Annotated in this window: 10 protein-coding genes and 1 pseudogene; 4 read left to right on the top strand and 7 right to left on the bottom strand. The window is 54.4% G+C overall.

The genetic code is table 11. The annotated features are described in order from the left end of the window. Positions 1-20: 20 nt before the first annotated feature. From GSQ86_RS23030 to GSQ86_RS10110, 3 genes and pseudogenes are all read left to right on the top strand, one after another. Positions 21-605 (top strand): tyrosine-type recombinase/integrase, encoded by a 585-nt coding sequence (locus tag GSQ86_RS23030; protein WP_216841099.1) that lies wholly within the window; start codon positions 21-23, stop codon positions 603-605. Between the two features lie 552 nt (positions 606-1,157). Next, positions 1,158-1,998, top strand: a pseudogene (locus tag GSQ86_RS10115) (ArdC family protein). Positions 1,999-2,185: 187 nt separating this feature from the next. Further along, positions 2,186-2,743 carry a DinB family protein gene (locus tag GSQ86_RS10110; protein WP_158749828.1) on the top strand — a complete coding sequence of 186 codons (558 nt, stop codon included), beginning with the start codon at positions 2,186-2,188 and terminating at the stop codon, positions 2,741-2,743. 164 nt (positions 2,744-2,907) lie between these two features. On the opposite strand, the gene GSQ86_RS10105 is transcribed toward GSQ86_RS10110, so the two are convergent. The 7 genes from GSQ86_RS10105 to GSQ86_RS10075 form a co-directional block, all read right to left on the bottom strand. After that, positions 2,908-3,798, bottom strand: a complete 891-nt coding sequence (locus tag GSQ86_RS10105) for an aldo/keto reductase (RefSeq protein WP_158749827.1) — start codon at positions 3,796-3,798, stop codon at positions 2,908-2,910. 368 nt (positions 3,799-4,166) lie between these two features. After that, entirely contained in the window at positions 4,167-4,406 is a 240-nt protein-coding gene (locus GSQ86_RS10100) for a hypothetical protein (protein ID WP_158749826.1), read from the bottom strand. Positions 4,407-4,921: 515 nt separating this feature from the next. Beyond that, a complete protein-coding gene (locus GSQ86_RS10095) occupies positions 4,922-5,827 on the bottom strand; it encodes a 5'-3' exonuclease H3TH domain-containing protein (protein WP_158749825.1) in 906 nt (301 codons plus the stop codon). A gap of 106 nt (positions 5,828-5,933) precedes the next feature. After that, positions 5,934-6,473, bottom strand: a complete 540-nt coding sequence (locus GSQ86_RS10090) for a carboxymuconolactone decarboxylase family protein (RefSeq protein WP_158749824.1) — start codon at positions 6,471-6,473, stop codon at positions 5,934-5,936. A gap of 2 nt (positions 6,474-6,475) precedes the next feature. Continuing rightward, positions 6,476-7,756: an MFS transporter gene (locus tag GSQ86_RS10085; protein ID WP_158749823.1), complete on the bottom strand. Its 1,281-nt coding sequence runs from the start codon at positions 7,754-7,756 to the stop codon at positions 6,476-6,478. Beyond that, positions 7,753-8,406: a carboxymuconolactone decarboxylase family protein gene (locus GSQ86_RS10080; RefSeq protein ID WP_158749822.1), complete on the bottom strand. Its 654-nt coding sequence runs from the start codon at positions 8,404-8,406 to the stop codon at positions 7,753-7,755. Before GSQ86_RS10080 ends, GSQ86_RS10085 begins: the two co-directional genes overlap by 4 nt. 3 nt (positions 8,407-8,409) lie before the next feature. Next, positions 8,410-11,616: a TonB-dependent receptor domain-containing protein gene (locus GSQ86_RS10075; protein WP_158749821.1), complete on the bottom strand. Its 3,207-nt coding sequence runs from the start codon at positions 11,614-11,616 to the stop codon at positions 8,410-8,412. A 205-nt stretch (positions 11,617-11,821) separates the two neighbouring features. Here GSQ86_RS10075 and GSQ86_RS10070 point away from each other — a divergent pair, with 205 nt between their 5' ends. Beyond that, positions 11,822-12,394: a carboxymuconolactone decarboxylase family protein gene (locus GSQ86_RS10070; protein WP_158749820.1), complete on the top strand. Its 573-nt coding sequence runs from the start codon at positions 11,822-11,824 to the stop codon at positions 12,392-12,394. Positions 12,395-12,709 lie beyond the last annotated feature (315 nt).

Raw genomic sequence — 12,709 nt, 5'->3', positions numbered from 1 at the left:
TTGTTGAATACACCTGACCAATTGACGGAGCAGGGACGCAGGACCGTACGCTTCTACTCTTCCTCTACAACACTGGCGCAAGAGCTGATGAGGCGGCACAGGTCAAAATCGCCGATCTCCTCCTGCCCAATTCTTCTCGTTATCATTCCTCTGTCCAGCTTCGTGGCAAAGGTAACAAGCTTCGGCGCTGCCCACTCTGGCGTCAAACTGTGGTTGAACTTTCATCATTGACTGCGAGCCGTTCACCGACCGATCACGTGTTCCTGAACAGGTGTGGTCAATCCATCACGCGCTTTGGGATTCATACGATGGTCGAAAGGTATATCCGAAATATGTTGGATGCTACGCCGTCGCTAGCAAACAAACGCGTGAGTCTCCATGCGATTCGGCATACAACGGCCACTCATCTTCTTCGCGCGGACGTCGATATCAATACTATCCGCGCTTGGATGGGCCACGTCTCGGTCAACACCACAAATTTTTATGCGGAAGTGGATCTGGAAATGAAGGCTAAGGCGCTCGCAACTTGCGAGATCCGCGGGGCTGTTCCTCCAAAACGCTGGAAGGAAGATGTAGCGCTCATGCAGTTCCTACGAAGCCTCTGAGAGGGATTATGTGGCGTTGGGAACCAAATCCGCGTGCTCTTTAACCAACAACCAATTGCCAGCGCCACAGAAGTAGGGACGCCACAGAAGAAATTTTATGTGGTCGACCACATAAAATTTCGTAGGTCCATTCCACTCCCTCCGGGAAGCTTCGAGACCGGCAGGCAATCCATAGTCTCGATGAAGCCTATTTTTCGTGAAACCGCTGGCACCTTCTTCGGCATAGCGTTCTTGTACCGGCTCAAAGAACGAAGTGCAAGGTGGCTGACGCAACTTCCGGCCACTTCGCCGATCCCCGTCGTTCCCTCCACTCAGCCGCTTCGGGCCATCCCTTCGGGCGAGCGCCGACTGCGCGCCAAAGTTCAAGAACCACTTTGTCACTGGCCGCGCCTGCCTCTCGGAACTACGCCGGGCCCGTCGTCGTTCTGTCCTGTCTGCTCCGTTCAGTCGTTCTTGTCTCGCTGCGCTGGTGAGAAACAAAAACGCCCGACCGGGCAGACGAGGAGCAAAAAATGGAAGGAAGAGGGGCAGAAGCAACCGCAACGGCAGACGGTGAAAGAAATAATCACCGCCAACGTGCAATACCTCATCCAGCAGCTTGAGCAGGGACATAGCGAAACGCTCACAGCCTACCTCACCGCCATGAGTCGCTTTCACAAGTACTCTTTCGGCAATATCCTCGAAATCGCACGGCAGAGGCCGGACGCAACCCACGTGGCTGGACTCTATACATGGAACCAGCTTGGTCGCAGAGTGAAGAAGGGCGAGAAAGGCATCCTCATTCTTGCTCCCATCGTTGGGGACCAAACGCAAACTGCAGGAAGAAGCCGAGAAAGACTTGACTCGTCAGAATGTCCTAGTGCTGATTGGGTTTCGTGCCGCCTATGTCTTCGATGTTTTGCAGACCGAAGGCAAGGAGCTTCCCGAGCATGCACATGTGAACGGCGATGCAGGAGTTAACTGCGATCGGTTGATCGAGTTCATGAATGCTCAGGGCATCGAGCTTGAGTTCAACGAGCGCATTGCCCCGGCCATGGGTATGAGCTACGGCGGCAAGATCGTTCTGCTTCCGGGGCAGTCGAAGGCTGAGGAGTTTTCGACTCTTGTGCATGAGCTCAGCCACGAAATATTGCACAAATCCGAGCGTCACGCCGCAACCCACAAAAACCATCCGCGAGACAGAGGCTGAAGCCATTGCGTTCGTGGTGAGCAAAGCTGTGGGGCTGGAGACGGGAACGGCATCGGCTGACTACATCCACTCTGCCACGGCAACGCTTCGCTCTTGGCTGAAAGCCTGGAGGTCATCCAGAAATCATCCGCCGTCATTCTGGCAGCACTGAAATCGAATCCAGAATTCGAGGATCAATCGCAAGATGAAATAGTCGCCAGCTAGTCCGCATTTATGGGCGGATGGTTAGCGCTGTCAGCTCTGTCCATGTGTTGCCGATTCCGGTTCGATATCCAAGTCGACTCAAGATAGAGCGATTTCGGTAACGGCCTGTCTTACGAGTAATTCGCTTCGACTCATTACTTTTCCGAGCCTGTCCGGGATGAGGCATGATTTCATCCGGAGGTGTCATTTGAGTAGAAGACATTCTTATTTGTTTGCCGCAGTGTTGGTTGTTCCCCTTGCTTTATTCGGGCAATCGCCCGCCGCTCCACCAGCGAATCCGATTACCGCCAGCGAAAAAGGCCTCTATGGGTTTGTGAGCAACGCGGTCATTGGTGCGGCTCAGAAAATGCCGGAAGAGAACTACTCGTTCAAACCAGTACCGGAGGTTCGGAGTTTTGGTCAACTGGTCGGTCATGAGGCCGAAGAAAATTACTTCTTCTGCTCGCTGGCCACGGGTGCAGAGAATCCTGGGAAGGACATAGAAAAAACAAAGACCTCAAAGGCCGAGCTCGTAGCCGCGCTCAAGGACGCCGTTGCGTACTGCAATACAGCGTTTGAAGGCATGACCGATGCCAAGGGTGCCCAGATGACGAAATTCATGAATTTCAACGTGGCGAAGATCGCTTTATTCTCGCTCAATACGGCGCATACGGACGAGCACTACGGAAACATGGTGACTTACTTGCGAATCAAGGGAATTGTGCCGCCGACCAGCGAAAGTCCGCCGCAGCAAGCCCCGAAGTAAACCTCGGGGTTGATGCATAGGGGATCTCCAATACTTTGATCGAGAATGCGATAGAGACTCGGCGTCGAGTCGGCATTGGAGTCCAGCGAAAATTTTGACCGAATATTAGCATCATCGCCAAACCGCTCCGGATCCGTCGAACTGGAGCGGCCTTTGGCGGAAGTTTACGCCAGCGCCAGATTCATGTTGTTGATGGCCTCGTCGATCTCCCCCGTGCTCTTGAATCCGATCGTGGCACAGTCCACGCCCGCATTCCTGAAAGCGAATCTCATCGCTTTCACACGGTCGTCGTGGCTATTCTGGAATTGACCTCCGCCGCACAGCTTCATCCCGATCACACCGAGCCCTTCTTTCTTGAGCTGGTGGATGTGATCGACCACTTCGCTCACATTGTCGGGGTGATTGGTGTCCTCGTAAGTCGGTCCGTCCATGCGCGCGCCGTTGTGATTGATACGGATGAGTCCCACATCGAGCCACTTGGTGCCCGGCATCTGACGCAGTGCCGGCAGTCCATGCACCGAGGCGCCATGCGTGCGGATGATCTTTCTTTGCTGCGCCTCGAGGATTCCGTCCTGCCAGCGTTTCGTGGTCTCCGGCCAATCAGGTGTGTGTTGCCAGTGCAGCAGCATGATGTCAAAGTACTCCGTTTGCGAGGTGCGCCGCAGCTCATCAAACTTAGTCTGAGGATCTATGCCTGAGTGAAACGTAGTGACCTTGCTCATCAGGCAGTAGTTGTCGCGTGGTAAGCCCTTCAGCGCCGCGCCCAGCATCGCCGGCGTCTGGTACGCCTCAGCAGTCTCGAAGAAGCGGATGCCGCGGTCATATGCATAGTGAACGAGCCGCGTAAACTCCTGTTGTCCCAGAGTGGCCTGCACTGAACCGCCGTCCGTCCCGGTTCCGAAGGCCAGCCGCGTCACTCCCACACTGGAGCGGCCGAGCATCACTGTATCGGTCGCGGTACTTCCGGTGGCGCCCAGTGGAAGAGTTCCTACTGCAGCCATGGCCCCTGCGGCAAGACCTGTTTTTAGGAAACTACGACGTGTCGTTGAACTCATCTCGACCTCCGCGGCTCAAGCAGGTGGGCGAGCCGGATGAGTGGATGGTAGCACAGCATATTCGATCCGATCCGGCCTTGGTAAGCTCCGATACCACCAAAGAATTCTCGGAAATGATAACCCAAGCGTGCAGATGGTATCCAGCATGTGACATGATCTAATCTCGCTTCTATCGAGTTGACGTTCGAGCTTGCGATTTCCATGCGTCAGCATTCTTCAGCTGTATGATTCCCTCCCACATTATTGGACCGATCGAAACGAGCATAAGGGCAGGGAATAAGAGCGAATGATACCCGAATGCCATCTCTTGGAGGATTTTGTTTCCGCTTCTCCGGGTACATGATTTTGAAATAGACTAACTCCCACATTTAGCTTGATTGAGAAGCGGTTGGGACAACGAGATCGCCAGTGCGTCGATTGCTCAATGTCATTGCTAGGATTTTGCTATCTATGTTCAGATATTTGGGAATGCAGTGGTTTCCTGAGCCATCTGAAAAGTCTATCAGCGCTGTCGCTCTTCTTCCCTCGACCTTTTTACCCGCGTCGCCCAAAGAGCCTGAGACAGAAGAGGCGTTGCAACCGAACTGATCCGTATCCAGCGCCAGCATTGCTCACTGTCCTTCACCACTTCCGAAATGACCAGCGGCGCCAGAATGCCAGCGTTCTTCACCACCTTCCGGGCTATTACGGCCGAGGTATGCGAATGGTGGAACTCCTGCTTAATTGCCTAGCGTGAACAAATCCCCACTCGTAATGATTCATGAACAACTGAAGAGTCGAACAACCTGAATGGACGTACAAGCACACACGCGCATTCTGAGGAGGAAGTTGGCGTCCAATTGGCGTCCAATAACGGGCGTCAAGGGATATCTGAAAGTCATTTAGGGAGCCATCCGCAGCCTGTATTTTCAATGAGTTACCGCCACCCCAAGTCCTTTCACGGCGATAACACGGGTTCGAATCCCGTCGGGGACGCCAATAAATGACAAAATATGCAGAAGTCGCCGGTCTAAGAGAGTCTTGGAATCCGTACTTCATTTATTTTTTATTCAAGCGTGCATCTCCACGAAATTGAGTTGCCGCCGAAGGAGTCTTCCAAATCTCTACGGCGCTTTCTCTTATGTCACGGAGTTCCGGAATGGCGGGTCGATAGACGCGGGAGCTTACGTCCTGAGGGCCGACGACTACCGGGAACAGCAGCGTCCAATCGTTCCGCGATGGGGACGAAGGCCGGCGTGGGACCTGCCCATCGCATCTCATCCACATTTTCAAATAGTGGGATGTCGGTTCGAAGGGTTGCAAGGTTTCGAAAGAGCAATGCTCGATCCATTTCTCTTATAAGGGTGGCCGCTAAAGCACTTGCGCCTGTGGCGTTCACCCTCCATTCGCCGCTGTCGCTGGGGATGGATTCGAGATGTTTAAATTTGGCAAGCACTGCCGATGATGACTTTGCACCCCAGCCCGGCAGGCCTGGATAGCCATCGGCCGCGTCGCCTACCAGCGCCAGGTAGTCAGGAATCGACATCGGCGAAACCCCAAATTTTTCGACTACACCGGCTTCGTCATACGTTACGTTCGTCCGGCGATTGAGTTGGACGATGCGTGAGCCGTGTACACATTGAGCAAGATCCTTATCAGGAGTGCAGATGACTACCTGCTCGACACGTGTATCTTGAGCGGCTCTGGCCGCCCCAGCTGCCAGAGCATCATCTGCTTCGAATTCCACCATCGGCCAGACAACAATGCCTGCCGCTGACAGAACTTCTTCGAGCAATGGAAACTGCGCTAACAGATCTGGTTCGATACCCTCGCTGGTTTTATAGGCCGGCCACAGTGCATTGCGAAACGACTCGATTACATGGTCGGTCGCAACAGCAATGTGCGTAACACCATCACTCATCATGCCCAGCACTGACGCGACAACGCCTCGGACGGCGGCAACTTCGCGGCCGTCCGAGTCTCGCGCAGAAGGCAGAGCGTAATAATGCCGGAATAACTCGTATGTACCGTCAACAAGATGGACTTTCAAGTGGAAGCTCCGAGACGATCCTGTCGGAAGGATACTGCCTTCATCGCCTACAAGATGGAATTCTGATAATTCAGAATGCCGCCTTCGAACTTTCCAACTGATACATCTATCTGGCGTATCCCTCTTCCGCCATCCTCTTACCCATCTCGACATACATCGCCTTATCGCGCGGCTGCCAGGTACCCAGACCATCCACATAGCGGTTGTACATACAGAAGGCGGCGGCAATCAGAACGGTATCGTGGATATCGAGGTCTGTTGCGCCTTGCTGCCGTGCTTCTTCCACCAACTGCTTTGTGACCCTCTTCCCGTCGATCTGGACCTGCTCGGCGATGGCCAGCAGCGCTTTCAGCTTGGGCAAAATTTCCGCACTTCTGTAATCCGAGCAGACGGCGTCGACGAGATCTACGCTTCCATCGTTGAGATGGTTCGCAGCTGCTCCGTGACTCGTCTGGCAGAAATAGCAAGTATTTCGCGACGAAACGAAGGCAGCAATCAATTCCCTGTCCCGCGAACTAAATCCTTCATTCCCAGATGTGTGCAGCAGGATGTGAGCGAGTTCACGCATCGGCCTGGCAGTTTCAGGACGAAAAGCGAAGCCGGCGGTGATGCCAGGCATCTCTTCCGGCAGTGCAATATGTGACATATTTATTCCTCCAATGTGATTCCGGCTACTGCCAGTTTTTCAAGATCTCCGTCTATGTGGTTCGAGTCGCGGCGCAGGAACAGGCTGATTATTGCTGCTGCAAGAGCAACACAGGCCAAGCCTACGATGAAGACTGGCAAATAACGGCCTGCGCGGTCGTAAAGATGTCCCACCACCATGGGTCCAGTTGCGCCACCTACAGCATAGGCCGTCCAGGTAAGACCATACAGCACGGAAAAATGCTTACGCCCAAAGTAGCGCGCAAGCAGATAGGGAGCGACGTCCGCTTCGCTGCCAAGGCCAATGCCAAGCAGAGCAGCGCCGACAAGAGCCATCGGCGAAGTTCCCGCGAAAGCAAGAATCAGGGTACCCGCGGCGGAGATCAAAAGGATGCAGGTCTGGATACGCTGGGGTGGGAAGCGATCGATGAGGAAGCCGGTGCAAAGCCTACCAATGATGCCTGCGCCGCCGCGAACCGAGAGTGCCAAGGCAGCGGCAGAAGCGGAAATACTACGTTCCGTCAGCATTGCGGCCATGTTGGTTACCAAGCCATTTTCGCTGAATGCCGAGAGCATGATGATCGTGGCGAGGATCCAGAACGGCGCGCTTTTCAACGCTGCGCCTACGGTCACGCCTGATGCCAGGCTCTCGTCTGAACGCTCTACGGGAATTGGTCGGTTTCGCACGAGAAGCGCTGTGAGCGGTAGTCCAAGCAGAGCGATACAGCCAAGGGTGAGATAAGCGTCCCGCCATCCATGATGGTCGATCACCCATTGCGTCACAGGGGGAATCAGGATGGAACCGGTACCGCTGCCGGTGAGAATCAATGCCAGTGCGAATCCCCTGTGCTTGCGAAACCAGGTAAGAATGGTTCGCGTATAGGCGAATTGCGCCGTGCCGTTTGCGACGAGTCCTAGTATGAAGTAGGTGAGATAGAAACGGTGGATATTTGAGCTGAGCGTGCTGAGCGAAGCTAATGCTATCGCGAAAATGATGATCGAGGGCAAAATGATGCGGCGAGGCGCGAAGCGATCCAGCAGAATTCCGATTCCGGGAGAAACCAGGGCGACGGTAATCGCAGCCAGAGCGAACGTTCCCGACATGGCTTCTCTCTGCCAGCCAAAGGCCGCGTGCAGCGGGGTCAGGAATAGGCTGAAGGTGTAGGGCACAATCGGCGCGAAGCTCGTCATGACCCCCACGAAGGCCGCAACAGCTACGGGCCAACCGGCATATCGTATAGAGCTCTCGTTCTCGGGCGCTAAAAGAGTGGTACGAGCGTTCATTGGTTTCCTCCGCCCGCAACGCTCTCAGATTTGGGAGCGTATATGCCAAGAAGGTCCTGAGATGGCAGGCCAAACGCATTTACGACGCGATTAAAACAGGCAAAGAGCGCCGCGACGTGGATGGCTTCCGCAATTTGCTGGTCAGTCCAACCCATTGCGCGAAGTTTTTCGATATCGTCTGAGGTGATGGACGCCGAGTCGTCTGTAATTTTTTGCACGAAACAGATCAGCGCACTCTGCGCGGGATGGAACGAGGGGGAACCGGTATTGCATGCCATCGCTGCCGCAAGCAACTCCGGCGATCCTCCATGAACGCGCAGGAAGAACCCGTGACTATCGGCGCAGTAAGCACATCGATTACGCGAAGAGACCGCTGTGGCAATCATTTCCTTTTGCAGTCGCCCAAGAGCTCCCTCTGTGAAAAGCATTGATTGCGCGAGGCCCATCATGTGTTCCAACAGCGGCGGGTGTGTCGCAAAACATTGCAAGATCCCCGGTATCTGTGGGCGGCCAAACACTTCGCGAAACCGGGCGTAAAGCTGTGCAACTTCAGGTGGCGCATTGGTTTCATCGACGACAGGCAGATTTGCGGCTTGCACAGGCGTCGATAAATCCCGCTCCGCGAGCTGCTGATATTCGGGTATCAACATCGTTTAAAACTCCAATCTCGCAGCGAATTGAAAGGCGCGCGGACCGCCGGAGCCGAAGAAACCGCCCGCGATCGTGTCTGCTTGAAAGAAATTAGTTTGCACAGGTGCGCTCGCCGCGAACGGACTGATCGAGATGTTTCGTCCGGCAAAGTTTGCGTTGCTGGTACCGCGCACATTTACTTCGTTCAACATGTTGAAACCTTCTCCGATGAGACTCAGCGTCCATCTCTCCTGGAAACGAAAATCCTTTCTCAATCGCAGATCAAGCGAGCTGAAAGGACTGAAGAAATTTATGCCTCCGGGAACGTGCGCTATGGGACCACCGGCGTTGCACGGGTAGGCTCCGGGACAGGATGGCAACGCATTCCAGTGATCAATAGCTGCGTTTAGCTGATTACTGTTCTTGATCTCGCGGCCTAAGGCGTTACGCGGCAATATGGGTATGCGCGAGCCTGATGCGCCGGAGATATTTGCTGTTCCCGGGAGAAAAGTATCTGCCGGCACACCGGAGCCGAAGGTGTAAAGCGGCGCGAAGCTGAAGCCGTAAGGAAGCTTCGCCTCGCCATAGAGCGTGATGCGATGAAGTTCATCTGTGAGAGCGTAGCCCTTTTCTTTGCGCAGGCCGGCCGCACCTTCCACCAGATTCACTTGCTCGTCCTTATTGCCATTCTCGAGTTGATCGTCGTCTGAGTAGTCGAACGTCTTCGACAGCGTATAGCTGATGTTGAAGTCGTAGGTAACAGGACCAATGCGAGCCGTCCTCCTGCTCACGCTCGCAAGTAACCCGTCGTACCAGCTCTTTGCGGATGAATCAATGATGGTCACGCTATCCGTAATTCCGGACAATGGGTCAGTAATAAGGCAGAGTTGATTTCCACCCGGACACTGGATGTATGGAGATGTTGATGTAGTACTACGAAGGAGGCTGCCGATCAGCTGCCGCTGGCCGAAAACATGCAGGCCGTCGGCGCTTATTAACCAGTTGCTCGATATTTGTTGCTGCGTTCCGATAGAAGCTTGCTGAAACAGCGGATGATGGGATCTCTGGCCGAGAGCGACGATGCCGACGCCCCCCGTTTGATGTGGGCCGCTAAAAGCCGTTGTGATCATTGGGCTGTCAGGCGAGAAACGCGCGCCGGGAGCGAAACAATTATCCAGCGTCGCCGGTGCGCCTGTGCCCGGAATCACGCAGCTTGAGCCGCCATATTGTGTTACCGTCAGGGCGCGGTCATTCTGCACCAGCTCTTTTGAGCCCGCTTCAAGAATGACTCGATCGTAATAGATTCCATATCCACCGCGCAGCACCGTCTTACCGCGGCCGAAGGGGTCATAAATAAAGCCGACGCGCGGCCCAAAGTTCTTCGTGTCCGGATCCTTATGCAATGGCAGGACGTTCGCCATCCAGGTACATGGTTTGTCCGGAACGCTTGTGAGGGATGGGCACGGCTGGTGGGCGTCTCCCTGTCCGGTGGCATCAGAGTCGTACTCCCATCGCAGGCCCAGGTTGAGCGTCAACTGCGGGGAAACGCGCCAGTCATCCTGCGTATAAAGCCCCGTGTAGTTGTTTGTGATCTTTGGAATGGGCACAGGAATAATTGGCGCTGTGCTGTGGATGCCAACGGCAACCGGTATATCCAGGTCGTTCACGACGCCATCGCCATTCAGATCCTGGAAGCCGAAGTCGGATACCAGGATCACCGAGCCGCTGCCGAAGACGTTGATAAGCCCGCTTACCCGGTAGTGCTGGAACTCGACGCCGGCATGCAAGGTATGTCTACCTAGAGTGGCGGTGAATGCGTCGCGGAACTGGTACCGGTCCATGTGGGTTGCTTGCGGAAGATTGAAATTTGCGCCGTCGGCCAGGTCCGGAAACAACAACTCATTAGTGAGATTTAGTTCGGGATTCGTAGTGGAGGCATTGTCAGGAAACGGAGGGATGTCATTGTAGAAATTGTCGTAATGAACCGACAGGGCATTTGTCATCTTCGATCCGATGACCCTGCTCCACGTCGCTGCCGCAGAGTTGAAGCGGTTCAGCGCATTCTGCCTTTCTGCCGCCGTAGAGAACGGTGTGGACTGCGCTGCCGTTGCCTGCGCTGTATCAGTCGAGCGGTTGAAGCTATAGCGAAGGCCGAATATGTTGTTTTCATTCAGATGATAGTCAACGCGATTGGAAAGCAGCAGGTCACGCAGAGGTGCTGGAGCGGCCGTATTGATGATATAGCCGTAGAAGGGAGAGCCTCCATAAGGCGAGCCTGTGAAAACTCGCGTGCCGGTCTGGATCGCGGCATTTTGGTTGCGGTATTCCGTAGACGTGAAGTAGAAGGCCTTATCTTTGTAAAGCGGGCCGCCGATCGATCCGCCGAATTGTTCACGGTCAAATCGTGGCACTGGTTGTGAACGATCGAAAGTGGCGGGAAGGCCCTGCAGATGCCGGTTACGTTCAAAAAAGAATGCAGAACCGTGCATCTGGTTCGCACCTGAGCGCGTGATGATGTTGATAATACTGTTGCCGGAGCGCCCTACCTCCGCCGTAAAGCGAGCCGTCGCAATCTGAAACTCGGCGATTGAATCCTGTGGGAAGTTCGACAGCGTACCGCCGACTACTTCGTCGTTGTTATCGGCTCCATCTACGAGGATATTGCCGCCGCGTCCGAATCCACCGGCGGAACTGATCTCGATGGTATTGGTCTTTGTCGGATCGAAATTGGGTCCGGGCCTGTTTCCGGGCAAAAGAAAGGCTAACTCGAGGAAGTTGCGACCGTTGAGCGGTATGCTTTGGATCGTCCTCGAGGGTATCTGACCCTGCAGCATGGACTGAGTCAAATCTACTTCCTCGCTGCTGTTGCTGCTCACATCTATACGATTCGTCTGCCCGGCGACGCTCATCGTTGTATCCAGGGTGACTGTCTTTCCTGCTTCGACCTGCACGTGGCTATAGCGAACTTCGGAGAATCCCACAGACGTCAGAACAACTGTGTAGCTGGCTGGAGCAAGGTTCGACAACGTAAACACGCCGTCTGCATTGGTGGTGCTCTCACGCAGCGCGCCCTGCCGTTCATCGGCTGCCGTTATATGTGCGCCCTGCACAAGCTTGCCACTTGGATCCGTGGCGATCCCGCTAATAGCCCCGCTGGGTAATTGAGCTTGCAAGAGTGAAGCGAAAGCCAGGAGATAGCAGGACACTCCAAGCCGGACATAAAAGCGCATCAGGTCAAACTCCGAGATCATGAAACGCGGCCGTATGCGGCCGTGTGCAGGCAATGCCTGCTGGGAACAAGTGTTGCGAGGGAGGTTCAAGCGAATCCTACAAACCGTGTGGGCATCTGTCTTCAGTCTTAAGGTGGAGAAAGAATTCCACCTGCAATGACAGTGGGACAGCGCGTATGCTTCTTCGAAGCCAGGAGAACTTACGATGCCTCACATCAAATTGCCTGAAGGATTGCAGGGTATACGCGGCGCGATGGCTTTTCGCCCCGAGACGGCGAAGCCACTTAACGAACTCGTAGAAGCATTGCTTCACGCGCCCAATTCATTACCGCAGGGAGATCGTGAGATGATTGCCACTTATGTCTCTTACCTTAACGACTGTTATTTCTGCCAGACGGTTCATGGTTCAATTGCGGCGGCCTGCCTGAACGATGACCATGATTTGGTGAAAAGAGTAAAGGCCGATTTTCAATCCGCAGATATCTCAGAAAAGTTGAAGGCGTTGCTGGTCGTCGCGGCCAAAGTGCAGAAGGGCGGCAAATATGTCACCGCCGCAGATGTGGAAGCTGCACGTATGCTGGGCGCGATCGATGTCGAGATTCACGATACCGTTCTGATTGCTGCTGCCTTCTGCATGTACAACCGGTACGTAGATGGACTAGATACCTGGCAACCCCGCGACGAGGAACTATACCGGGAACGCGGCAAGAAAACTGCTCGCGAAGGCTACGTCTCGATGAGTAGAGAATACTTGGGTGAAACTGTGAGCGGAGACTGAATTTCACGAAGGCTCGAGTAGTTTTCTCAGTATTTCAGCCGGTCAGAGGAATGAGTTTCAATTGCAATTCTGCCAAGTTGACTGCGCGTTCTCCTGCTTTTGTGAAACACCTCCCGGAAGGCGGCCTTGACGGATCTTTCTGAGACTTTGAGATTCCAGATGGATTACCATCGCCAGCTGTTCGAGACTACTGTGCTTCGGAAAGCCTCCGGCGACACCAGCCTCCATTGCCTGGCGAGTAGACACATCGGCCATGCCGGCGGTAACCATAAGACTTCTCACATCTTTTTAATTCGGGAAGCAAGCGAGATCCGA

This window comes from Acidobacterium sp. S8 (assembly GCF_009765985.1).
Lineage (GTDB): Bacteria > Acidobacteriota > Terriglobia > Terriglobales > Acidobacteriaceae > Alloacidobacterium.
This window is presented reverse-complemented; position numbering and strand designations above follow the sequence as displayed.

Excerpts from the sequence above, each read along its gene's own strand:
- GSQ86_RS10105 (WP_158749827.1), bottom strand. The coding sequence starts at position 3,798 with ATGAGTTCAACGACACGTCGTAGTTTCCTAAAAACAGGTCTTGCCGCA.
- GSQ86_RS10070 (WP_158749820.1), top strand. The coding sequence starts at position 11,822 with ATGCCTCACATCAAATTGCCTGAAGGATTGCAGGGTATACGCGGCGCG.
- GSQ86_RS10075 (WP_158749821.1), bottom strand. The coding sequence starts at position 11,616 with ATGCGCTTTTATGTCCGGCTTGGAGTGTCCTGCTATCTCCTGGCTTTC.
- GSQ86_RS10080 (WP_158749822.1), bottom strand. The coding sequence starts at position 8,406 with ATGTTGATACCCGAATATCAGCAGCTCGCGGAGCGGGATTTATCGACG.
- GSQ86_RS10100 (WP_158749826.1), bottom strand. The coding sequence starts at position 4,406 with ATGCTGGCGCTGGATACGGATCAGTTCGGTTGCAACGCCTCTTCTGTC.
- GSQ86_RS10085 (WP_158749823.1), bottom strand. The coding sequence starts at position 7,756 with ATGAACGCTCGTACCACTCTTTTAGCGCCCGAGAACGAGAGCTCTATA.
- GSQ86_RS10090 (WP_158749824.1), bottom strand. The coding sequence starts at position 6,473 with ATGTCACATATTGCACTGCCGGAAGAGATGCCTGGCATCACCGCCGGC.